The organism is Sulfitobacter sp. HNIBRBA3233, assembly GCF_040149665.1.
Classification (GTDB): domain Bacteria; phylum Pseudomonadota; class Alphaproteobacteria; order Rhodobacterales; family Rhodobacteraceae; genus Sulfitobacter; species Sulfitobacter marinivivus.
The window spans coordinates 1,945,790-1,969,305 of record NZ_JBEFLP010000001.1; the positions used below are offsets into that span (position 1 = coordinate 1,945,790).

General features: G+C 63.9%; 22 protein-coding genes and 1 tRNA gene. 7 read left to right on the plus strand and 16 right to left on the minus strand.

Annotated elements, in window-relative coordinates; all coding sequences use genetic code 11:
* The first annotated feature begins 230 nt into the window (after positions 1–230).
* Entirely contained in the window at positions 231–1,040 is an 810-nt protein-coding gene (locus ABMC89_RS09570; protein WP_349567574.1) for a division plane positioning ATPase MipZ, read from the plus strand.
* On the opposite strand, the gene ABMC89_RS09575 is transcribed toward ABMC89_RS09570, so the two are convergent.
* Entirely contained in the window at positions 1,037–1,912 is an 876-nt protein-coding gene (locus ABMC89_RS09575; protein WP_349567576.1) for a DMT family transporter, read from the minus strand. The genes ABMC89_RS09570 and ABMC89_RS09575 overlap by 4 nt on opposite strands.
* A gap of 100 nt (positions 1,913–2,012) precedes the next feature.
* Between ABMC89_RS09575 and ABMC89_RS09580 the strand changes: the two genes are divergently transcribed.
* On the plus strand, positions 2,013–3,242 hold the full coding sequence (locus ABMC89_RS09580) for an amidohydrolase family protein (protein WP_349567578.1): 1,230 nt from the start codon (positions 2,013–2,015) through the stop codon (positions 3,240–3,242).
* A 169-nt stretch (positions 3,243–3,411) separates the two neighbouring features.
* Positions 3,412–5,103: an ABC transporter substrate-binding protein gene (locus tag ABMC89_RS09585; protein WP_349567580.1), complete on the plus strand. Its 1,692-nt coding sequence runs from the start codon at positions 3,412–3,414 to the stop codon at positions 5,101–5,103.
* 74 nt (positions 5,104–5,177) lie between these two features.
* Here the strand turns inward: ABMC89_RS09585 and ABMC89_RS09590 are convergent, their stop codons facing one another.
* The 9 genes from ABMC89_RS09590 to clpS form a co-directional block, all read right to left on the minus strand.
* Positions 5,178–6,050 carry a shikimate kinase gene (locus tag ABMC89_RS09590; RefSeq protein ID WP_349567582.1) on the minus strand — a complete coding sequence of 291 codons (873 nt, stop codon included), beginning with the start codon at positions 6,048–6,050 and terminating at the stop codon, positions 5,178–5,180.
* Positions 6,051–6,139: 89 nt separating this feature from the next.
* Complete coding sequence (locus ABMC89_RS09595) at positions 6,140–7,456, minus strand: TRAP transporter large permease (RefSeq protein WP_349567584.1); 1,317 nt, start codon at positions 7,454–7,456, stop codon at positions 6,140–6,142.
* 4 nt (positions 7,457–7,460) lie between these two features.
* Positions 7,461–8,042 (minus strand): TRAP transporter small permease, encoded by a 582-nt coding sequence (locus tag ABMC89_RS09600; RefSeq protein ID WP_349567586.1) that lies wholly within the window; start codon positions 8,040–8,042, stop codon positions 7,461–7,463.
* A gap of 65 nt (positions 8,043–8,107) precedes the next feature.
* Complete coding sequence (locus ABMC89_RS09605; RefSeq protein ID WP_349568580.1) at positions 8,108–9,091, minus strand: TRAP transporter substrate-binding protein; 984 nt, start codon at positions 9,089–9,091, stop codon at positions 8,108–8,110.
* Between the two features lie 203 nt (positions 9,092–9,294).
* Positions 9,295–9,371, minus strand: a tRNA-Met gene (locus ABMC89_RS09610).
* 75 nt (positions 9,372–9,446) lie between these two features.
* Positions 9,447–10,337 (minus strand): oxygen-dependent coproporphyrinogen oxidase, encoded by an 891-nt coding sequence (hemF, locus tag ABMC89_RS09615; protein ID WP_349567588.1) that lies wholly within the window; start codon positions 10,335–10,337, stop codon positions 9,447–9,449.
* Positions 10,338–10,370: 33 nt separating this feature from the next.
* Positions 10,371–11,171, minus strand: a complete 801-nt coding sequence (locus tag ABMC89_RS09620; protein ID WP_349567590.1) for an SDR family NAD(P)-dependent oxidoreductase — start codon at positions 11,169–11,171, stop codon at positions 10,371–10,373.
* Positions 11,172–11,194: 23 nt separating this feature from the next.
* A complete protein-coding gene (locus tag ABMC89_RS09625; RefSeq protein ID WP_349567592.1) occupies positions 11,195–12,187 on the minus strand; it encodes a class I SAM-dependent methyltransferase in 993 nt (330 codons plus the stop codon).
* Between the two features lie 3 nt (positions 12,188–12,190).
* Positions 12,191–12,529 (minus strand): ATP-dependent Clp protease adapter ClpS, encoded by a 339-nt coding sequence (gene clpS, locus ABMC89_RS09630; protein ID WP_349567594.1) that lies wholly within the window; start codon positions 12,527–12,529, stop codon positions 12,191–12,193.
* A gap of 88 nt (positions 12,530–12,617) precedes the next feature.
* Here clpS and ABMC89_RS09635 point away from each other — a divergent pair, with 88 nt between their 5' ends.
* Positions 12,618–13,328 (plus strand): HAD family hydrolase, encoded by a 711-nt coding sequence (locus ABMC89_RS09635; protein ID WP_349567596.1) that lies wholly within the window; start codon positions 12,618–12,620, stop codon positions 13,326–13,328.
* 387 nt (positions 13,329–13,715) lie between these two features.
* Positions 13,716–15,185, plus strand: coding sequence for a D-alanyl-D-alanine carboxypeptidase family protein (locus ABMC89_RS09640; protein WP_349567598.1), 1,470 nt, complete (start codon positions 13,716–13,718; stop codon positions 15,183–15,185).
* Between the two features lie 87 nt (positions 15,186–15,272).
* Here the strand turns inward: ABMC89_RS09640 and ABMC89_RS09645 are convergent, their stop codons facing one another.
* The gene (locus ABMC89_RS09645) at positions 15,273–16,148 is read right to left on the minus strand and encodes a LysR family transcriptional regulator (protein WP_349567600.1); all 876 of its coding nucleotides are present in this window, start codon (positions 16,146–16,148) and stop codon (positions 15,273–15,275) included.
* Positions 16,149–16,238: 90 nt separating this feature from the next.
* On the opposite strand from ABMC89_RS09645, the gene ABMC89_RS09650 reads away from it, so the two are divergent.
* Together ABMC89_RS09650 and ABMC89_RS09655 are read left to right on the plus strand one after the other, a co-directional pair.
* Positions 16,239–16,373, plus strand: coding sequence for a hypothetical protein (locus ABMC89_RS09650; protein ID WP_349567602.1), 135 nt, complete (start codon positions 16,239–16,241; stop codon positions 16,371–16,373).
* A 21-nt stretch (positions 16,374–16,394) separates the two neighbouring features.
* A complete protein-coding gene (locus tag ABMC89_RS09655) occupies positions 16,395–16,919 on the plus strand; it encodes a cysteine hydrolase family protein (protein ID WP_349567604.1) in 525 nt (174 codons plus the stop codon).
* A 35-nt stretch (positions 16,920–16,954) separates the two neighbouring features.
* On the opposite strand, the gene ABMC89_RS09660 is transcribed toward ABMC89_RS09655, so the two are convergent.
* The 5 genes from ABMC89_RS09660 to ABMC89_RS09680 form a co-directional block, all read right to left on the minus strand.
* Positions 16,955–18,541 (minus strand): ABC transporter ATP-binding protein, encoded by a 1,587-nt coding sequence (locus ABMC89_RS09660; RefSeq protein ID WP_349567606.1) that lies wholly within the window; start codon positions 18,539–18,541, stop codon positions 16,955–16,957.
* Entirely contained in the window at positions 18,541–19,647 is a 1,107-nt protein-coding gene (locus tag ABMC89_RS09665; protein ID WP_349568582.1) for an ABC transporter permease, read from the minus strand. The genes ABMC89_RS09660 and ABMC89_RS09665 overlap by 1 nt, the downstream gene beginning before the upstream one ends.
* A 68-nt stretch (positions 19,648–19,715) precedes the next feature.
* Entirely contained in the window at positions 19,716–20,861 is a 1,146-nt protein-coding gene (locus ABMC89_RS09670) for a microcin C ABC transporter permease YejB (RefSeq protein WP_349567608.1), read from the minus strand.
* Positions 20,862–20,864: 3 nt separating this feature from the next.
* Positions 20,865–22,712, minus strand: a complete 1,848-nt coding sequence (locus ABMC89_RS09675) for an extracellular solute-binding protein (protein ID WP_349568584.1) — start codon at positions 22,710–22,712, stop codon at positions 20,865–20,867.
* A gap of 263 nt (positions 22,713–22,975) precedes the next feature.
* Positions 22,976–23,476: a c-type cytochrome gene (locus ABMC89_RS09680; RefSeq protein WP_349567610.1), complete on the minus strand. Its 501-nt coding sequence runs from the start codon at positions 23,474–23,476 to the stop codon at positions 22,976–22,978.
* Positions 23,477–23,516 lie beyond the last annotated feature (40 nt).

Below are 23,516 nucleotides of genomic sequence, written 5' to 3' on the forward strand. Positions count from 1 at the left end.
TTCGTTTCAATAGAACGAAATACCGGTAAATCCACGCAGAATCGGACGGGCCATGTCTGGACGCGGCGATCGCTGTCTGCAATACGGCCGCTGCGCGCCCCGGCGCGCTGGTTTTCGGCAGGATTGCCTGTGCCAGCGTGTCCAAGGTGCTTTCCATAAAGGCAAACCCCACATATAGTGGCTGCAACAATATCCTGCGGCAAAGCAGGCTGGCATGAGGGACATTGGGCATGGCGCATATCATCGTCGTCGGGAACGAAAAAGGCGGGGCCGGAAAATCAACGGTCTCGATGCACGTTGCCACAGCGCTGGCGCGCATGGGCCATTCGGTCAGCGCGCTTGATCTGGATCTGCGCCAGCGGACCTTTGGCCGCTACGCCGAGAACCGCGTGAATTTCCTGCGCGAGGCGGGGCTGGACCTGCCCAGCGCGCGCTGCCACGACCTGCCCGAGATCGACGCATCGGCGCTGGCCCCCGGTGAAAACGTCTATGACCATCGCCTGTCCGCCGCCGTTGCGGAACTGGAGCCGTCGAACGACTTCATCCTGATCGACTGCCCCGGCTCGCACACCCGCCTCAGCCAGGTCGCGCACAGCCTTGCCGATACGCTGATCACCCCGCTGAACGACAGCTTCATCGACTTTGACCTGCTGGCCCACACCGACGCCAGCGGCGAAAAGATCACCGGCCCGTCGGTCTATTCCGAGATGGTCTGGAACGCGCGGCAGTTGCGGGCGCAGGCCGGTCTGCCCCCGATCGACTGGGTCGTGGTCCGCAACCGGATGGGCGCACAGCGCATGGTCAACAAGGAAAAGATGGAGCGCGCGATCCAGAACCTGTCCAAGCGGATCGGGTTCCGCATCGCGCCGGGGTTCAACGAGCGGGTGATCTTCCGCGAGCTTTTCCCGCGTGGGCTGACCCTGCTGGACCTCAAGGACATCGGCGTCAAGCAGTTGAACATCTCGAACATCGCGGCGCGTCAGGAACTGCGCGACCTGATCAAGGCGCTGAAACTGCCCGGCGTCGACGCGGATTTCTAGCCGCGCCGCCGTTGGCGCCGCTGGCGCATCAGCACGACTGCGTTGGACACAAACAGCGCTCCCAGCACCACAGCCCCCCCGCTCACGGCCCATGGGCCGGGATTCTCGGCCAGCAGCCACCACACCAGCAGCGGGGCGAAGACGCTTTCGCCCAGCACCAGCAGCGCCACCTCGGCGCTGGTGATGAACCGCGGCCCCAGCGCGAGGAAAATCGACGACAGCGCGATAAACCCCGCGTGCAGCGCCAGCAGCGGAACCTGCCCCGCCCCGACCGACAGCGGGGCCGCCAGCGGCAGGATCAGCAGCGCCACGACAACATAGGCAAAGGGCACGGCGGCAACCATCGACACATGCCGCAAGCGCCGCGCCGCGGTCAGCCCGCCGGCGAACATGGCCGAGACGCTCAGCGCCATCAGATCGCCCTTCAGCGACGCGCCCTCCGTCTCGCCCGAGCCGTAGGCGATGATGCTGAGCCCCACGGCCACGGCGGCAATGGTCAACAGCATCCGCCGCGTGATCGGTTCTTTCAGGAACACCCGGCTGAAGATCATCGCGAAGACCGGCATCGACGCGATGATGAAGACCACGTTCGCCACCGATGTATTGTCGACGGCAAGCACGAACATCGCACCGCTCAGCCCCGTGCCCGCGCCATAGATCACCCCCGGCCAGCCGGTCCGCATCACCGCGCGGAAGGGCGCCACCCCCTGCCAGACCAAAAGCCCCAGCGCGATCAGCGCACCGGCGTTCAGCAGCCGCCAGAAGGCGATGGTCAGCGCATCCGCCGCGATCACGCGCACGAACAGGCTGTCGGGCACGACGAAGGCCACGCCGAGCGCGGTCAGGATCAGGCCTTTGAGTTGGTCATTCATCCCTCACCACTGCCCCGAAATCCGGGGCCAGTAAAGCGCTGCGGTTGTTTTGATCCGTCGCGCCCTACCATGTGTTGCGCGAAGTGAAGGAAGACCGCCGATGCCCCTGCCCGATGACATCCTTGTCCCACGCAGCCTGCTGCGCGATCCCGACACATTCGGCGGCACCCGCGAAGGCGACTGCCAGCGCGGGCGTCCGCAGGTGCGCGGCGGATATCTTGCCGGGCTCGAGGCCGCGCCGCCGACCGACAGGCCCTGCCTCCTACTGCCAAGGCTAACGGAACCGCATTGCCATCTCGACAAATGTCACACCCTGCCGCGCATGGGGCCGGTGGCAGGCGATCTGATGACGGCGATCGAGGCGCAAAAGCGTGACAAGCAGAACTGGACCGAGCAGGACATCCGCACCCGCGCCACCCGCGGCCTGAACGAGGCGCGCGCGAACGGCACGGGGCTGATGCGCAGCCACGTGGACTGGGGCAAGGGGGCGGAGCCGCCGCTGTCGTGGCAGGTGCTCAAAGAGATTGCCGGACAGAGCCGCGACATCGCGCTGCAACTGTCCCCGCTGACCGATGTGGACGACTGGGCGGAGCCGGCCTTTGCAAAGGCCGTGGGCGGCGAGGTCGCCTCCGTCGGCGGCGCGGTCGGGGTATTCCTGCGCGGCCAGCCCGATGTACCCGCACATCTGCGCGCCATGTTCCGCGCGGCTGACAAACACGGCATTGCGCTCGATTTTCACGTCGACGAGGGGCTGGGCGATCTCAACGGGCTGGAACAGGTGGCCGATATCGCGCTGGAGACGGGCTTCGACGGGCCGATCCTGTGCGGCCATGCTGTCAGCCTGATGGACCGCGACGCGCAGGCCGTCGAGCGTATCGCGGACAAGCTTGCGCGGGCGGGGATATTCGTCTGCGCGCTGCCGACAACCAACCTCTATCTTCAGGATCGGCGCGACGGCACGCCGGACCGGCGCGGCATCACGCGCCTGCGCGAGTTGCGGGCGGCGGGCGTGCGCGTGCTGACCGGTTCCGACAACGTCAGCGATGCCTTCTGCCCCATGGGCCAGTTCGATCCGATGGCCGCCCTGCATCTTGCGGCACTGACCGCGCACCTCGACCCGCCGATGGGCGACTGGTTGCCGCTGATCACCACCGACGCGGCGCGGGCACTGGGGCACCGGGCCCCCCTTATCGAGGATACGCCACTCGCCGATTGCCTGATCAGCGATGCCACCGACACCGCCGGTCTGGTCGCGGGGCGCACGCCGCTGCGGCCCGCGCGCGGGGATCTGTCGGTTTCGCGCAATGAACTGTCGGCCCGCAAGGGTTGACGGGCGGGGGCGTATCGTCGGATCATCCCCACGCGGGTGCGGTAGCAAAAAGCGTATCCCTGAAACCAAGAAGCGGGAGAATAACCCGTCATCACCATGCCGCCCTTCGGGAAAGGCAAGTACGGCACCGCCGACACGCGGGGCCGTTTGTACAATAGAGAGGAAGACGATGACGTTCACCACACGCACCGGAAAGCCATTGCCGAAAGCCGTGCTCGATAGCGCGGAATCCGCCAAGCACGACGAAATTTCGCGCCGCGAGTTCCTCGCGACCGCCAGCGCCTTTGGCGCGACCGCCGCCACCGCCTATGCGATGATGGGCATGACCGCCCCCGCGCAGGCCGCAGCCCACGCCGACAAGAAGATGGGCGGCACCGTCCGCATGCAGATGGAGGTCCGCGCCCTGAAGGATCCGCGCACCTACGACTGGTCGCAGATCGCCAACTTCACCCGCGGCTGGCTGGAATACCTCGCCATTTACGAGAATGACGGCACCTTCTCGCCCGCGCTTCTGGAAAGCTGGGAAATCAACGACGACGCGACCGAATACACGCTGAACGTCCGTCAGGGCGTGAAGTGGAACAACGGCGACGACTTCACCGCAGAAGACGTCGCACGCAACATCGAGGGCTGGTGTGACAAGGCGCTCGAAGGCAACTCGATGGCGGGACGCTTTGCAACGCTGATCGACGAGGAAACCGGAAAGGCGCTCGAAGGCGCGATCGAGGTCGTCGATTCGCACACCGTGAAGCTGAACCTGCCAGCCTCCGACATCACGCTGATCGCGGGCATGGCCGACTATCCCGCCGCCGTCACCCACAGCTCGTTCGACGCCAACAACATGGTCGAGAACCCGGTCGGCACCGGCCCCTACATTCCCGAAACGCTCGAGGTGGGCGTGAAGGGCGTTCTGGTCAGGAATACCGAACACACATGGTGGGGCACCGAAGTCTACGGCGGGCCCTACATCGACCGGCTGGAATACATCGACTACGGCACCGATCCCGCCGCATGGATCGCCGCAGCCGAGGCTGAGGAGGTCGACGCCTTCTACTCCATGGAGGGTGATTTCATCGACATCCTGTCCGGCCTCGACGGCTGGGTCGAGCACGAGATCGCGACCGCCGCGACCATCGTGATCCGCCCCAACCAGCTGGCCGAAGTCGACGGCAAGCGCATCTACGAAGACCCGCGCGTGCGCCGCGCGCTGGCGATGGCCGTGGACAACAACGTGCTGCTCGAGCTCGGCTATTCCGGTCGCGGTCTGGTGGCGAACAACCACCACGTCGGCCCGATGCACCCCGAATACGCCGAAGTCGAACGCATTCCTTTCGATCCCGCAGGTGCCAAGGAGCTGATGGAAGAGGCCGGCATGGCCGATTTCGAGCACGAGCTGATGTCGATCGACGATGCATGGCGCAAGGACACCACCGATGCGGTGGCGGCCCAGCTGCGCGATGCGGGCATCAACGTGAAACGGACGATCCTGCCCGGATCGACCTTCTGGAACGACTGGGTGAAATATCCGTTCAGCTCGACCAACTGGAACCACCGCCCGCTGGGCGTCCAGATCTGGGCGCTTGCCTATCGCTCCGGCGAGGCGTGGAACGAATTCGGCTGGAGCAATCCGGAATTCGACGCCCTGCTGGCCGAGGCACTGGCCACGGCGGACGTCGAAAAGCGCCGCGCGCTGATGGCGAAGGGCGAGCAGATGATCCTCGACGCGGGCGTCACGATCCAGCCCTACTGGCGGTCGCTCTACAACCACACGGTCGAGGGGCTTGTCGGGGCAGAGCATCACATCAGCTTCGAATACCACCCTGCCCGGATGGCCTGGACAAACGACCGCGCCGATCAGTAAGATCGCGCCAGTCCAGCGAAAAGGCCGGAGCATCGCTCCGGCCTTTTTGCGTTTAGGAAAAATGCGCGCGACGCCTACGCCGCCGGTGCATCCCGCAGCGCCGCAACCTGCCGCGCCAGCTCTGCGGCGGCATCGCGCCGGGTGCGCCCGCCGGTGTCCACAACCGCATCCGCCCGCGCCAGCCGGGCGCCGCGCTCTTGCAGCAGACGCTCCAGATCGCGCGCCTCCGGCACGGGGCCGCCCTTTGCGCCAAGCCGCGCCAGATGCTCCGCCACCGAACAGCGCAGCCATATCGTATGACACTGCTCCAGCAGCCGGGCATAGCCCGCCTCGCGCTCCACAAAGCCGCCTGACACGGCCAGCACCATCGGCCCGTCCTGCGCCAGCAAACGCTCCAGCGCCTCTTCCTCGAGCCGCCTGTACCCTTCACGACCGTAGAGTTTCAGGACCTCCGCAACCGGCAGTCCGGTTTCGCGCGCGACCCAGTCCCCCAGATCGTTGAACGGCACACCAAGACTGTCGGCCAAGAGCGGGCCGAGTGTGCTTTTGCCCGCGCCGCGCAGCCCGATCAGGCAGACGCGCAGGGGGGCTTGCGCGCCCTCCTCCGCCGCAAGCGCGCGATCGACGGCCGCGCGGGTGCGCGCCGATGCCGCCGCATAGCGCCGCGCCACATCCAGCGCGTCAGGATCGAGGCCGGTATCATCGCAAATCAGCGCCTCGAGCGAGGTTTCCAGCGCGCGCGCCACACGTTCCAGCAACACGATGGAGATATTGCCCTCCCCCGCTTCAAGCTGCGCAAGATAGCGCGGCGACACGCCTGACCGGTCGGACAGCACACGGCGCGGCATACCGCGCGCCTTGCGGGCGGCGCGGACCCGCTCTGCCACCGGCGCGATCACGGCGCGGCGTGCGTCTTCTGTGCTGGTGTCTGTATCGTCATCACTCATGCTGACGAAAATAGTGCATCGCCCCCACAGTCAAAAGAAATTTTGAACCGCGTGGAACCTTTTCGGGCGCCGCGTGTTTCTAACGCTGCTTAGGGCAGCAGGAACAGCGTAATCGCCGGAAACGCCACGAGAATGATCACCCGCACGATATCGGATCCCACGAAGTACATCACCGCGCGGTAGGTATCGAACATCGGGGTCTCGCGGTCCATCGAGTTGATGATGAAGAGGTTCATCCCCACCGGCGGCGTGATCAGCCCGACCTCGACCACGATCAGAACCAGTATCCCGAACCAGATCGCCACATGTTCGGCTGGCATTCCGAAATCCATGGCCGAGATCACCGGAAAGAAAATCGGCACCGTCAGCAGGATCATCGACAGGCTGTCCATCAGGCAGCCGAAGATCAGGTAGAACGCAAGGATGATGATCAGAACCAGCCACGGGTTGAGCCCCTGCCCCACCACCCAGTCGGCCATCACCTGCGGCACCCCCGACAGGGCGAGGAACCCGTTGTAGAACGCGGCCCCCAGCACGATGAAAAAGATCATCGCGGTGGTGCGCGCCGTCCCCAGAAGGCTTTCCTTGAGCACGCCCCACCCCAGCGCCCCGGCAAAGAGCGCGGCGATCCCGGTGCCTGCGGCCCCCACGGCGGCCCCTTCGGTCGGGGTGAACCAGCCCAGATAGATACCGCCCACCACCAGCGCAAAGATCGCCAGCACCGGCCAGCAGCGGCCCAGCGCGATCCAGCGTTCGGCCATCGGCACCGGCGGTCGCGTCCCCGCCGCATCGGGGTTCAGCCGCACATACAGCGAGATCGTCAGCACATAGCCGACGGCCGCGAGGATGCCGGGCACGAAAGCCGCGAGAAAGAGCTTCGCGATGTTCTGCTCCGTCAGGATCGCGTAGATCACGAGGATCACCGACGGCGGGATCAGAATGCCCAATGTGCCACCGGCGGCCAGCGTGGCCGTCGAGAACCCGCCCGAATAGCCGTAGCGTTTGAGTTCGGGCAGGGCGACCTTGGACATGGTCGCGGCGGTGGCCAGCGACGATCCGCAGATCGCGCCGAAACCCGCGCAGGCGCCCACGGCGGCCATCGCCACACCGCCGCGCCGATGGCCCAGAAAGCTTTCGGCGGCGCGGAACAATGCCTGGCTCATCCCCGAGAGGGTCGCGAACTGCCCCATCAGCAGGAACAGCGGAATGATCGTCAGCGAATAGCTGGAGAAGGTGGTGTAGGTCTCGGATTTCAGCTTGGCCAGCAGCGGCGTGGGGTTGCCGCCCATGGCGAAATACCACCCCCCGAACCCGCAGAGCAGCATGGCCAGCCCGATGGGCGCGCGCAGAAAGATCATGAGCAGCAGAACGGGAAAGGACCAGAAGCCCAGTTCGAGATTACTCATGGGCTCAGGCCTCGTGTTCGGTGGGCAGAAGGGGGCGGCCCCGCATAGCCTCGGCGATGCGCATCACCGCGCAGTAGACCGCCACGATACAGGCGATCAGACCGGCGGCAAAGCTGGCGGCATAGCTCCACCAGACCGGAAATTGCAGAAACAACGTCGTCTCGCCGTTGCCGTAGTACCGCTCCAGCCCACCGTAGAGCCGCCAGACGATCAGCACGATCACGGCGGACAAAACGACCTCCCAGAAGGCCGCGATCACGCGGTTGGCGCGGGCCGGCAGACGCGCGGTAAAGATGTCCACCGTCGCATGCGCCCCGTATAGCTGGCACACCGGCAGGAACGAGAATATCGCGAAGGCAACCCCCGCTTCGAGGAGTTCGTAGTTGCCGTTGATCTCGCCGATGCCCAGATCGAGCAGCCATTGCGACAGCCCCCCGGACGCGCCCTCGGCGGCGTTGCTGTGCAGCGCCTTGTTGAGCGATCGGCCAATGATCGACAGCGTGGTCATCGCCGTCAGGACGATCAGCACGACCCCGCCCAGAAGAGCGGTGGCACGGGCGAGACTGCGGATGCTGCGGTGGATCATGTGGCGGAACTTCCGGCGGATGACCGCGCCGGTCGAAACCGGCGCGGCGTCAGTGTGGCGTCAGATCAGTCGGTATAGGCGTCCATGAGGCTGCGCGCTTCGTCGATCAGCGCCTGCCCGTCGATACCCTTGCTTTCCATATCGGCAAGCCATTCGTCATAGACCGGCTGTGCCGCCGCGCGCCATGCCTCTACCTCGTCACCCGACACGGTATAGATCGCGTTGCCCGCGTCGACAGCGGCCTGACGCGATGGTGCGTCTGCGTCCTGCATGCCGCCACCCGCAAGGATCGAGAATTCCAGCCCGGAGTTGTCATCCAGAACCTTCTGCAGCTCGGGATCGAGGCTCTCATAGCGGTCCTTGTTCATCGCCAGAACGAAGGTCAGCGTATAAAGCGCGTTGCCCTCGAATTCGGTATGGTTGCTGACAAGCTCCGGCACCTTCAGCGATCCGGTGACTTCCCACGGGATCGTGGTGCCGTCGATCACACCCTTGCTCAGCGCTTCGGGGATGGCGGGAACCGGCATACCCACGGGGGAGGATCCGACCTTCTCCAGCAGGGCGTTCGCCAGACGGGATCCGCCGCGAATCTTCAGCCCCTCCATGTCGCCGGGGGTTTTCACCTCACGGTTGGCGTGGATCAGGCCGGGTCCGTGGACCCATGTGCCGAGGATCTTGAGATCCTTGAATTCGGTGTCTTTCATGTGCTTTTCGAACATCTGCCAGTAGGCGGACGACATCGCGCGCGCGTCTGTCATCATGAAGGGCAGTTCGAAAACCTCGGTCGACGGGTAGCGACCGGGCGTATAGCCGACCACAGTCCATACGATATCGGCCACGCCGTCGATCGCCTGGTCCATCAGCTCCGGCGGCTTGCCACCCAGCGCCATCGCGCCGTAGCGTTCGATCTTGATCCGGCCATCGCTCGCCTCTTCCACGCGGTCGGCCCACGGATACAGAATCAGGTTCGGCACATTCGCCTGATCCGGCAGGAATTGGTGCATCCGCAGCGTCACGTCCTGCGCAGCGGCGGGCAGCGCGGGCGCCATCAGCGCAGCGGCAATCAGGCCCAATACGGATTTACGGGTAAAATTCATCGTCTCTCTCTCCCTTGGCGGCGCGTTTCCCGCGCCTGTTTGTGCCCAGACGCTAAGCGCTCGGGTCCCTGTTGTCACGACCCAAAACGCCCTGACGCGCACCCGCGTCCGGCGGCTGTGCGCAATGCCCGTGGAGATGTCGAAAAGGAGGATTTTGGTGGCGTTACCTGGACTTGAACCAGGGACCTAACGATTATGAGTCGTTCGCTCTAACCAACTGAGCTATAACGCCATGGAGCGCTGACCTAAGACAAGCCCTTGTCTGCGTCAACCTCAATCTGGCCGGTTCGGGACAGTTATTTATCCCTCAGACCCACTTCGCCAGCGGCGGCAGGCTCATCAGCACCGCATTCGCATCGTGGCCGGTCTCCAACCCGAATTTCGTGCCCCTGTCGTAGACAAGATTGTACTCGGCATAGAGCCCGCGATGGACCAGTTGCGCGTCCTTGTCGGCCTCGCTCCAGTCGCTCGGACGGCGTTTTTCCACCAGCGGCACATAGGCGGGCAGGAACGCGCGCCCGATATCCTGGGTAAGGGCGAAATCCGCCTCCCAATCGCCGGTGTTGCGGTCGTCCATGAAGATCCCGCCGACGCCGCGCGCGCGATGGCGGTGCGGTATGTAGAAATATTCGTCCGCCCATGCCTTCAGCTTCGGATAGATCTCGGTCCCGTGGGGATCGAGATATTGCTGTTGGGTGGCGTGGAAATGCGCGGTGTCCTCGGCGTATTCGAGGCAGGGGTTCAGGTCGGACCCGCCGCCGAACCACCACGCGCCGGGCGTCCAGAACATGCGGGTGTTCATGTGAACCGCAGGGCAATGGGGGTTTTGCATATGCGCGACAAGGCTGATGCCGGAGGCCCAGAACCGCGGATCGTCGGCCATACCGGGCACGCCGCGGGCGGCCATGGCGCGCTGCGCCCGCTCGCCCAGCGTGCCGTAGACGGTCGAGATATTGACGCCCACCTTTTCGAACACGCGGCCGCCCCGCATCACGCTCATCAACCCGCCACCGGCATCCGATCCGTCATCGGAGGTCCGCGCGGTTTCTGTCACCTCGAACCGTCCGGGCGCCATATCGGTCAGCGGGCCGGTGTCGTGACTGTCCTCCAGCCCCTCGAAAGCCTCGACGATATCGTCGCGCAACTGCCTGAACCACGCGGAGGCGCGGGATTTTTCGGTCTCGAAATCGGTCGTCATGGGGTCTTCTCTGTCAGGCTATGGGGACACCGCCTAGTGGGCAGGAGCGCTGACAGCATCCAGCAAAGAGCGTCCGCCGTCCACCACCATTATCTCGCCGGTCATGAAACTGGAACTGTCGGCCGCGAGGAACTGCACGGCTTCCGTCAACTCGCCGGGGGCGGCGATGCGGCCCAGCGGCGTGTGGCTGCGAATGTCGTCGCGCCACTCGCGGTTTTCGGCGACCGATGCCTTCAGCGATGCGGACATGACCGACCCGAAGGCGACCGCGTTCACACGGATGCGGTGCGGTGCCAGCGTCAGCGCCATCGACCGCGTCATCTGGTCCAGCGCCGCCGAGGCGATGGAATAGGCCATCAGGTTCGGCTGCGTGTGGTGCGCCGCGATCGAGCTGAGGTTGATGATCGACCCCACCTGCCCTTCGGACTGGTCTTCGGACTGCTTGATCATCCGCCGCGCCACCTGCTGCGACAGGCGCAGCGCGGTCATCAGGTTCTGTTCCAGCAACATCTCGACCGAGGTGTCATCGACATCCAGCGCATCGGTGGGCATCACCTGCCGCGACGCATTCACAAGGATATCCACCTGTTCGAAGGCGTCGATGGTGGCCGACACGAGATTGGCAATGGTCAGACGCTGGCGCAGGTCACCCGCGAAGAAGCGGATGTTGCCCTCGTCGCGGGTTTCGCCCAGCTCTTCTTTCAGCTTCTTTTCGTCGATATCCGCGCACATCACATTGGCACCCTTGTCGGCAAAGGTGCGGGCGATGGCCAGACCGATACCGTTCGCCGCGCCGGTCACGATGGCGGTCTTGCCGGAAATGGAAAAGGACATGGACGGGCCTCCAGTCGGGAGATTTAGCGGCGTCTGCGCTGCGGGCGCGCCGCGTGAAAAAGCTTGAACCGCGCATCGCCGCCGATCTCTTCGACCTGCGCGAAATGCCGCTTCAGCTCGGTCTCATAGGGCAAATGACGATTCGCCACCATCCAAAGATGCCCCTGCGGGGCCAGCAAACGCGCCGCTGACGCCACGAAAGCCTGCCCGATCTGCGGCTCTGCCGCGCGGCCCTGATGGAACGGCGGGTTCATCACAACGCTGTCCATCCGGTGCGCGGGCGACCACGTGGTCGCATCCGCCCAGTGAAACACCGCGCGATCGTCGACCACATTGCGGCGGGCGCATTCCAGCGCGATGTGCTGCGCCTCGACCAGATGCACAACCTCGACATCCTCGCGCGTCAGGATATGCGCCGCCAGAAATCCCCATCCGGCCCCGAGGTCGGCCACATGCGCGCCCAGTGTCTCGGGCAGCGCATCCGCCAGCAGGGCCGACGCCAGATCGACCGAATCCGCCGAGAACACCCCAGGCGCGGTCCAGAACCCGCCCTCGGTCAGGGTGGGCCCGTCCTGCCAGTCGACGAAACAATCCGCCGCCGGACTGCTGAGCCAGAAAAGCTTGCCATGCGCCTTGGTCACGGGGCCGTGCACGGTCACCCGCTGCTTCATCGCCTTCAGGATGCTGTCGACACCGTCTGTCTTCTGGCCGTCGATCACGACGATGCCATCACAGACCTCCGCCGCCCCGGCAATCAGCGCACGCGCCTCCGATTTTGCACGCGGCAGACAGACCACCGCAGCGGCATAGCGCCCTTCGCAGGTCACCACGGTGTCATAGCCGCGCTCGGCCCACAGATCGTGGGAGGGGCGGAACCCCTGTATGATCTGCACGCGGTCGCGCGGCAGATCGGACAGGTCAACCTCGTCAGCGGGAGAGAATACCGCGATCCGGCCCTCTTCGGGCCATTCAAGGCCGCCACTGTCCAGAGCGAGCGGCAGGCGCTTGTCGAGCATTCGTTATTCTTCTTTTTCCATGGTGCATTGCAGCGGATGCTGGTGGCGGCGGGCGAAATCCATCACCTGCGCCACTTTCGTCTCCGCGATCTCGTGACTGAAAACGCCGACAACGGCCAGCCCCTTCTTGTGCACGGTCAGCATGATTTCGAACGCCTGCGCGTGGTTGAGCCCGAAAAAGCGCTCAAGCACATGCACGACGAACTCCATCGGCGTGAAGTCATCGTTGAGCAGCAACACCTTGTAGAGAGGGGGCCGCTTCGTCTTCGGTTTGGTCTTGGTCAACAGTTCGGTGTCGTCACCGTCGTCTGGACCTGCCATCGTGATCGGGTCTAGGTGCATTGCTGCTCCTGCGGAATGTCGTTTTCAGCTGAACTTTGAGTTGTCTATATAACGTCTCGACCCCATTAGAAAAGAGGGACGGCTGCGAATGCCCGACAGGTTGACGACAATTGGCTTCGATGCCGACGACACATTGTGGCACAACGAACGCTTCTTCGCGCTGACACAGGCGCATTTTGCCGAGCTTCTGGCCGACTACGCGGAGCCCGCGACGCTGATGGACCGGCTGCTCGCGGCAGAGCGTCGCAACCTGCCGCACTACGGCTTTGGCATAAAGGGATTTACCCTGTCGATGATCGAGACCGCCATCGAGGTGACCGACGGGCGCGCCCCCGCCAGCGTGATCCGCGAGATCCTCGATGCGGGACGCGACATGCTGAGCCACGAGATCGAGCTGCTGCCCCACGCGCGCGAAACGGTCGAGGATTTGCGGAGTGATTTCAAGGTACTGGTCATAACCAAGGGCGACCTTCTGGATCAGGAACGCAAGCTGGCGCAATCGGGCCTGCGCGATATTTTCGACGGGGTCGAGATTGTGTCGGACAAGACGGCGCCAACCTATGCACGGATATTCGACCAGCACGGCACCGGCGCGCAAGAGGGGCTGATGGTCGGCAATTCCATGGCGTCGGATGTGCTGCCGATGATTGCCGCGGGCGGCTGGGGCGTCTTTGCCCCGCAGGAGATCGCATGGGAGATCGAACACGCCCCGCCGCCCGATCACCCCAGATTTCACGATATCGACGACCTTTCCGCGCTGGTGCCGCTGGTACGCGACATCGCCGGCACGCCGGGTTGAGCGCGCCATTTGCCGATTCGCGCGACCGTCCGGCATATTTCGAATTTCCACACGAAAAACCCGCCCCCGAAACGGCCCGCGCGCCAACCTGACTGTTCGATCAGGACCGCGCGCGGCGTTTTCCAGATTTCAATAAACTTAAACTGTAGCACGCCAGACGTATTCCACCGGAATTCGCCCCAATCGCGCCACAATTCTGCCTTAATCGCGGGTGTTGTGTTTGACCGATCAAGGATGTCTACATATGGAATGCCGCAGCGCAGAAATACCAATAAAACCCTTAAAAATAAGGGTTTTCGGATTGATTTAACCGTGCTACCTTTGTCTTAATCAATAATATGGCCACCCGAAAAATCGGGGGTCAGAGGCAGAAAAAGGCAGGCTATCATGAAGGTTCGGCGCAGGCAGCCGGCCCACTTTGGGCTATTCATTCTTGCAGCAATCTGGTTTCTCGTTCTCGTGCCGATCAGCGCGCTGGCAGCACCCTATGCGGCCTATGTGATCGACGCGCGATCCGGCGAGGTTCTGCATTCCAGCAACGCCGATACACGCCTGCATCCGGCCTCCCTGACCAAGATGATGACCCTCTACATCGCGTTCCAGGCGATCGAGCGCGGTGAAATCTCGCTCGATACGAAGGTCAAGATCAGCCAGAACGCCGCCTCCGAGCCGCCCAGCAAGCTGGGTCTGAAATCCGGCCAGACCATCGCGCTGCGCTATCTGATCCGTGCGGCGGCGGTGAAATCGGCCAACGATGCCGCCACCGCCATCGGCGAGGCGATCTCGGGCTCCGAAGCGAAATTCGCCCGCCGGATGAACCGCACCGCCACGCAGCTTGGCATGACGCGCACCACCTTCAAGAACGCCCACGGCCTGACCGAAAACGGCCACCTGTCGACCGCCCATGACATGACGATCATGGGGCGGCACCTGCTCTATGACTTTCCGCAGTACTACAACCTGTTCTCGCGCATCACCGCGGACGCGGGCGTGCGCCAGGTCTCGCATACCAACCGCCGCTTTCTGGGGTCCTACAAGGGCGCCGACGGGATCAAGACCGGATACACCCGCGCGGCGGGCTTCAACCTGACCGCCTCGGCGGAACGGGGCAACGAACGTGTGATCGTGACTGTTTTCGGCGGCAAATCCACCGCGTCGCGCAACGCCAAGGTGGCCGAACTGATGGACCTCGGATTTCGCCGCGCGCCATCGAATGCGCCGCTCAACAAACCGCAGGCTCCCGCCTATATCGCGAACGCCGAAACCGCCCCCGCCGGCGCACAGGGCAAGACCATCCGCCTTGTCGGAGCGGTGAAGGCATCCAAACGCCCCGCGATGCGGCCCATGGCCGAAGTCGTCGTCGCCACCGCCGAACAGCCCGGCGCCACCAGCGATTTCCTGTCTGCCGCGATCGACAGCGCGGTGGCCGAAGCGGTCAAGGCCCCTGTCACCGCAGCCCCCGCCGAGGCCGCGCCATCGGACAATGTGATTCTGGCCGCCGCGCAGCAGTCCGCCCGCCCCTCCCTGCGGCCGAAGGGCCTTGTGGTCATCGGGGCCGCGCCCAAACCGCGCATGGCAGCAGCCCCGCAAGAGGTCGTGACCCGCGTCTCCACCTCCGGCGGGCGTCACTGGGGCGTCAACGTGGGCCGGTTCGGCAACCGCTATCTGGCCGAGAAAATGCTGCTGAAAACCGCGCTTGCCGAAATGGCGACGCTCGACGGCACCCTGCGCAAGGTCGTGCGCAAGCCGCAGGGCTACGATGCGAACTTCCTTGGCATGACGCGCGAGACCGCGGACCTTGCTTGCCGCAGGCTCAAGGCGCGCAATGTCAGCTGCTTCATGATCGGGCCAAGCTGACCCTCCGGCCTATCTGCCCTGAGGCATCCTGAACCGCATCTGCGGCGGGACTGGATTCGGGCGATCAAAAGTTTCAGAGCGGACGCTCTACTCTGTCCGCCCCTCGCGCCTGAGCCATGTGACAAAGGATTTCAGCGGTGTGCGCAGCACGCCGGGCCGGGTGACGATGTGGTATCCGGTGCCGGGGATTGTTTCCTCGTGCAGCACCACAAGCCGCCCCGCCTCTATGTCAGGCTCGACAAAGCGGCGCGGCACCACGGTAACCCCCTGCCCGTCCCGCGCCCCGTCCAGCAACAGGTTGCCCGGCACCTGCAGTGTGCTGCCACGCCGCGTCTCTCCCATCATCCGGTAGCGCCAGCGGCTGGCCTCTGACATGCCGAATTCCTCGATCCACGGCAGGTCGGCCAGCGCCTCCAGATCCTGCGGATCAATTCCGGCGGTCAGCGACGGCGACCCCACCACCACCATGGCACTTTCCCACAAAAGCTCGGTCTCGACCCCCGCCCAGCCACCGCCGCCGTAGCGGATGGCCATGTCGATCCCGTCTGCCGACAGGGTCACCACCTTGGGCGTGGGATCGATCATCAGGTCGATTTCGGGATGCAGGCTGCGGAAGCCCGACAGCCGCGGCATCAACCACGAGGCAGCAAAATTTGGCGTGACCGAAATATGCAAGGGCCGCTCCTCGCGCGCAGCGACGATCTGCGCCACCCCTTCGGCCATCAGCGCAAAGCCGCCGCGCAGCGTGTGGGCCAGCTGCTGCCCCTCCGCCGTCAGCCGCAGCGCCCGCCCACTGCGGTCCAGAAGCGCCGCGTCGAGATGGGTTTCAAGCAGGCGCAACTGCTGGCTGACCGCCGCGTGCGACACCCCCAGCGCCACCCCCGCATCCGTGACATTGCCCGCTTCGGCAAAGGCGGCGAAGGCCCGCAGGGCCGAAAGCGGCGGCAGGCTGCGCCAGTCCATATGTAACTCCAACTTACATGAGGCAAGAATGCATGAGTCGCAATTTATGCCGCGATGGTCAAGTTTGACGACAGAGCAAAGGAGACTACCATGTTCACCATCTACGCAAACACCTTCATGAATGCGACGAGAACCGGCAAAACGCGCCTGCACGATATCCCTTCGGTGTCAGGACCAAAACGCCGCCGCTGGTTTACCCGTCGCACTCTCCGGGTGCCAAACTGAAAGACCTGTAAGGAAACGAATATGACCACCACTGCACTCATCGTAATCGACATCCAGAACGATTACTTCACCGGCGGCCTCTGGCCCGTTCACGAAATGGATCGCGTGGCCGAAAACGCCGCCAAAGCCTTGGAAAAAGCGCGCACAGAGGGGCAGAAGGTGATCTTTATCCGCCACGAGGCGCTCTCGGACGAGGCGCCTTTCTTCCGCCCCGGCACGGAAGGGGCGGAGATTCACCCTTCGGTCGCGCCCCGCGACGGCGAGCCTGTCGTGCTCAAGCACCGTCCGAACAGCTTTCACGAAACCGACCTGCACCAGCGCCTGCAGGACGCGGGTGTGACCGCCGTCACGCTCGTCGGCGCGATGAGCCAGATGTGCATCGACGCCACCGCCCGCGCGGCGCGCGATCTGGGCTATGACGTGACCGTCATCGCCGATGCCTGCGGTGCGCGCGAGGTAAGCATGGGTGACACGACGATTTCCGCACCCGATGTGCACGCGGCCTTCATGGGCGCGCTGCAGGGCGCCTACGCCGAGGTCGTCTGAACCGATCAAGAACCGGCGCGCCCGCGCGCGCCGGTTTACCGCGCGGCCTGCAGCAGGGTGCGCGTATATTCCGTCTGCGGATTGTCATAGAGCGCATCGACATCGCCCGCTTCCACGACATCGCCGCGCTTCATCACCATGACGCGATGCGACATCGCGCGCACGACCCTCAGGTCGTGGCTGATGAACAGATAAGCCAGCCCGTATTTCACCTGCAACGACCGCAGCAGGTCGACGATCTGGACCTGCACCGTCATATCCAGCGCCGAGGTCGGCTCGTCCAGCACCAGAAGCTTCGGTCGCAGGACCATGGCCCGGGCGATCGCGATGCGCTGTCGCTGCCCGCCGGAGAATTCGTGCGGGTACCGGTCCATCGACGCAGGGTCGAGCCCCACCTCCAGCATCACGTCATGCACCAGTTGCCGCTTGTCGCGGTCCGGATCGACGCGGTGGATGTTCAGCCCCTCGGCGATGATCTGCATGCAGGTCATGCGCGGGCTGAGGCTGCCGAAGGGATCCTGAAACACGATCTGCATGTCCTTGCGCAACCGGCGCAATTCCTTGGTGGACCATTTGCGCACATCGCGTTCGGTGAAATAGATGCCGCCTTCGGACGCGATCAGGCGCATCATCGCCAGCGCCAGCGTCGTCTTGCCGGATCCGCTTTCGCCGACGATGCCGATGGTCTCTCCGGCGCGCACGGTCAGGCTTGCGTCGTTCACCGCCTTCACATGGCCCACTGTTCGGCGCAGCAGCCCCTTCTGGATCGGGAACCAGACTTTCAGATGCTCGGCCTCGGCAATCACCTCGGCGCCTTCGGCGACCGGCGCGGGGCGGCCCGTAGGCTCCGCGCCCAGCAGTTTCTTGGTGTAGGGGTGGCGCGGGTTGGCAAAAATCTCTGCCGTGGGCCCCTGCTCCACGATTTCGCCGTGCTGCATCACGCACACACGGTCCGCGATTCGCCGCACCACGCCCAGATCGTGGGTGATGAACAAAAGGCCCATACCCTCGCTCGATTTCAGTTCGGCCAGCAGTTCGAGGATTTGCGCCTGAATGGTGACATCCAGCGCGGTCGTCGGTTCATCGGCGATCAGCACGTCGGGCTTGTTCGCCAGCGCCATCGCGATCATCACCCGCTGGCGCTGCCCACCGGACAGCTGGTGCGGATAGGCGTTCAGGCGGCTTTCCGCGTCGTTGATGCCCACGCGGTCCAGCAGTTCCAGAATACGCGTCCGCGCGGCGGCCCCGCTCAGCCCCTGATGCAGCGACAGCGATTCCGCCAGCTGCTTTTCGATGGTGTGCAGCGGGTTCAGCGACGTCATGGGCTCCTGAAAGATGAAGCTGATGTCATTGCCGCGCACCTTGCGCAAAAGCGCGTCACTGGCGCCGATCATCTGCTGCCCGTCGTAGGTCACCGACCCTTCCACATGGGCGGTTTCACCCAGCAGGCTGACGGTGCTCAGCGCCGAGACAGATTTGCCCGAACCGCTTTCCCCCACCAGCGCCACGGTTTCCCCGCGGTTGACGTGGAACGACACGCCCTTGACCGCCGGTATCAGCTGTCCGTCCTGCCGGAAGGACACGCGCAGGTCCTGAACGTCGAGTAGCGGCGTATCACCCATTACGAGAACGTCTTTCTGGGATCGAACGCATCGCGGATCCCTTCGAAGATAAACACCAGAAGCGACAGCATGATCGCGAAGGTAAAGAAGGCCGTAAAGGCAAGCCAAGGCGCCTGAAGGTTCTGTTTCGCCTGCAAGGTCAGCTCTCCGAGGCTGGGCGCCGACGAGGGCAACCCGAACCCGAGAAAATCGAGCACCGCCAGAGACGAGATCGTACCGGTGATGATGAACGGCAGCATCGTGAGCGTCGCGACCATCGCGTTGGGCAGCATGTGGCGGAACATGATCGTGGTATTGCTGACCCCCAGCGCCCGCGCGGCACGCACGTATTCAAGGTTGCGCGCGCGCAGGAACTCGGCCCGCACCACCCCGACCAGCGCCGTCCAGCTGAACAGCACCAGCAGGAAAACCAGCAGCCAGAAACTTCGCCCCAGAATGGCGAACATGATGATGATCACGTAAAGCGACGGCGTCGAGGTCCAGATTTCGATGATCCGTTGAAAGATCAGGTCCAGCCAGCCGCCGAAGAACCCCTGCACCGCCCCCGCCGCAATCCCGATCAGCGTCGACAGCCCCGTCACCAGCAGCGTAAAGACGATGGACAGCCGGAAGCCGTGGATCACCCGCGCCAGCACGTCGCGTTTGGTGCCGTCCGTGCCCAGCAGGTTCTCGCCGTTGGGCGGCAGCGGCGCCGCACCGGGGCGATCCACCGCGGTGTCATAGCTGTAGCGGATGGGGGGCCAGATCGCCCAGCCGCGCACGATCTCTTCGCCCTCGATCATCCCGTCCTCGGCGTCCGCGATATAGCCTTCGGGATCATCGAAACACAGGTCCAGCCCGCCGGTGGCAATCAGGCAGCGCACCTCGGGGTCGCGATAGGCGGCCTCGGTCTGGAAATCCCCGCCAAAGTCCGTCTCGGGATAGAACTTGAAAATCGGCGTGAAATATTCGCCGCGATAGTTCACGACGATGGGTTTGTCGTTGGCCAGAAACTCGGCAAACAGCGACAGCACGAAGAGCACGAGGAAAATCCACAGCGACCAGAACGCGCGCTTGTTGCGCTTGAAGTTTCGCCAGCGCCGCTGGTTCAGCGGCGACAGCGCCATGCGGCGGCGCTTTTCGGGCTCGACCAGCGGCGGCGCATCGGTGGCGGGGGTTGGCAGAGGCTCCTGCATCAGCCTTCCCTCCGCTCGAAGTCGATACGCGGATCGACCAGCACATACATCAGGTCAGAGATGATCCCGACCAGAAGGCCGATCAGCCCGAAGATGAACAGCGTGCCGAAAACGATGGGATAATCCCGCGCCACCGCCGCCTCGAACCCCAGCCGGCCCAGACCGTCGAGCGAGAATATCGTCTCGATGATCAGCGAAGAGCCGAAGAACACCCCGATGAACACCGCCGGAAAGCCCGCGATCACGATCAGCATGGCGTTGCGGAACACATGACCGTAGAGCACGCGCCCCTCGCTCAGCCCCTTGGCGCGGGCGGTCATCACGTAGTGTTTCTTGATCTCGTCGAGAAAGCTGTTCTTGGTCAGCAGCGTCAGCGTCGCGAAGGCCGAAATGGTCGAGGCCAGCACCGGCAGCGTGATATGCCAGAAGTAATCCTTTACCTTGCCCCATGCGCTCAGCTGGTCGAAATTGTCCGATGTCAGACCGCGCAGCGGGAACAGCTCGTAGCAGGTCGGGTTGAATTTCGCGCCGCTTTCCCAGACCTCGGCCAGACCGGGGATGCGGAAACAGTTCGCGGGCACGAACAGCACCAGCAGCAGGATCGCGAACAGGAAACCGGGGATCGCGTAGGCCGCGATGATCGCACCGGAGGTCCATGTATCGAAACGCGTGCCGTCGCGCACCGCCTTCTTGATGCCCAGCGGGATCGAGATGAGATAGGCAATCAGCGTCGACCACAGGCCGAGCGTGATCGACACCGGCAGTTTCTCCTTTATGAGTTCGATGACCGAGATCGAGCGGAAATAGCTCTCTCCGAAATCGAACATCATATAGTTGGCCATCATGCTGAAAAACCGCTGGATCGGCGGCTTGTCGAAACCGAACTCGCGTTCCAGCTCGGCGATGAACTCAGGCGGAAGACCCCGCGCGCCCACGTAATTCTCGTTCGCGCCCGTGGCCTGGTTTCCCGCGTCGCTGCCTGATCCGGCAAAGCCGCCGAACACGTCACCGCCGCCCTGAATGCGGGCGATGGCCTGTTCGACCGGGCCGCCGGGTACGAATTGCACCAGCGCGAAGTTGACCAGCATGATCCCGAACAGCGTCGGTATGATCAGCAACAGCCGTCTGAGAATATAGGCGCCCATGAATTACCTCAGCGCGCCTGCCGCACGCAGTTCCGCTGCTTTTTCAGCGTCGTACCACCAGAAGTCCAGATAGCCCAGCGCGAAGGGCGGCTGTTCTTCGGGGTGGTCGTACTGGTCGTAATAGGCCGTCCAGAAGACATCGTTATACCACAACGGAATCATGATGAATTCATAGCGCAGCGCCCGGTCGAGCGCGGTCATCGCCGCCTCTTCCTCTTCGCGGGTGTCGGCGTTCAGCGATGCCTCGATGATGGCGTCGACCATCGGGCTGGCCAGCCCCGCGGGGTTGAACAGCGAATAGCTCGCCGCCTCGGACCCGTAGCGCTGCGCAAGCCCCGTGCCGGTCCCGAGGAAGGCCGCGTAGCTGTCGTAGATCATGTCATAGTCGCGGTCCCGCTCACGGGCGGTGTATTGCGAGGAATCGACCTTCTCCAGCACCGCGTCGATGCCATAGTTTTCCAGATTGGCCACGAAATTCTCGACCACGGCGGAAAGCGTCGCCGATCCCGAGGAGTTCAGCAGGAAGGTCAGGCGCAAGGGCTCTCCCTCGGCGTTGCGGCGCATCCCGTCATCGCCCACGGCCCAACCGGCCTCGTCCAGCAGCCGCATGGCGCGGCGGGCGTTGCGCCGGTCCAGCAGGCGTTCCGGCTCAGACACATGCGGCATCCGCACCTCTTCGATCAGCAATTCGGGCGCGACCGCATCGCCCAGCGATTGCAGGAACTCCAGCTCGGCGCCCTCGGGCGTGCCCGTGGCCATCAGCGGTGTATCCTGCGTGAAGGACGCCCGCGGCTTGAACAGCCCGTATTGCAGCGATTCATTGGTCCATTCGAAGTTGAACGCCAGCGATACCGCCTCGCGCACGCGCTTGTCCTGCAGCACCTCGCGCCCGAGGTTGAAGATGAAACCCGTCGGTGTCGGCGGCGACCCGTCTGCGATTTCCTCCTTCACGACATAACCGTCCTGCACCTTGGGGAAATCATAGGCCGTGGCCCACTGGCGCGAATTCCCTTCGGAGCGGAATGTATATTCGCCGGATTTGAACGCCTCGAAGGCCGAATTCTCGTCGCCGAAATATTCCACGCGGATGCGGTCAAAGTTGTTCCGGCCCACGTTGAACGGCAGATCCTTCCCCCAGTAGTCGGGGTTGCGCGCATAGACGATGCGCCGGTTCACATCGACCTCCTCGATCATGTAGGGGCCCGAGCCGGGCGAGGTCTCAAGGCGGCTTTCGTCCAGCCGCGCGCCTGATTCCTCGTACCATTTCTTCGACCACGCGGGCACGAAACCGACCTGATCGATCAGCGACCGGCGCGAGATGCCTTCGGTGAAATAGAACTTGATCGTGTGATCGTCGATCACCTCGACCTTGGGGATCCGCTTGCGCACCGCGTCGGCGTAGGATTGCAGCCCCTGATCTAGCAGCAGGTTGTGCGAAAACGCGATGTCATGGGCGGTCACCGGTGTGCCGTCCGAAAACCGCGCCTCGGGGCGCATGTGGAAGATCACCCAATCCTTGCTTTCGGGATACTCCAGGCTTTCGCACAGCAGGCAGTAGTATTCGCCGTAGACATCCGCGGGGGCCGCTTCGCCGCCCACCCCGTCGCCCAGCAGGCTTTCGAACATGATCGTGCTCAGCGCGCCGCCGCGCCCCTTGCGCGAATAGGGGTTCATCGAATCAAACGTCCCCAGCGTCGAGATCGAGATTTCGCCGCCCTTCGGCGCGTCGGGGTTCACATAGTCGAAATGCGCGTAATCCTCGGGGTACTTCAGATCGCCGTAGAAGGAATAGCCGTGACTGCGGATCATCGTCTCGTGCTCTTCGGCGGGGCTTGGCGTGGCCCAGACCATCCCGCAGCCCAGCGCAATCAGGCCGGACCACAAAAGCGCACGCGACTGCGCGGGCAAGACGGATAGGCGGCGAAGGGGGGTCGGTTTCATCGGCAAGCTCCAATCAGGCTGGTCGGTGGTCGTCTACGCGAAACCTAGGCTAACGATGACCGGTGCCAAGACACAAGTTGCAAACCTGTGATCTGGCGGCAATCCACCTGTAAAACGAAAAAAACCGCCCACGGGTGGGGCGGCCTTTGAGATGTTGCGCTGTTTTGGTAAGATCAGTCGTCGAGACTGTCGAGATAGGCGATCACATCGGCGCGATCTTCGGGCTTGTTCAGACCGGCGAAACCCATCGTGGTGCCCGGTGCCCAATCGCCTGGCGCTTCCAGAAAGCCGTTCAGCGCCGCGGTGTCCCAGGCGCCATCCTTGCCCTGAAGCGCGCCGGAGTATTCGTATCCGTCCGCCGAGGCAATGTCGCGACCGACAACACCGTGCAGGTAGGGGCCGGTTGCGTTCGCGCCGGGCTCAACCTTGTGGCAGGCGGTGCACTTGCGGAACACCTTCGCGCCATCGTCGACGCTGGCCTGCGCCATCAGTTCCTCGAACGGCACTTCTTCTTCGGCCTCTTCGGGCTCCGCGCTCGCGACCTCGATGGAATAGGACGGCTCGCCGTGCATTTCCGCGTGGTAAAGTTCCTCACCGGCCCAGCCGCCCAGCAGGAAAACCAGCCAAGCGCCCAACACACCGGCCGCAACTTTCGTGATAATCATTGAATCCATGGGTCAGTCCGTCATCTGAGTCTATTCTATCGGTTGAGGG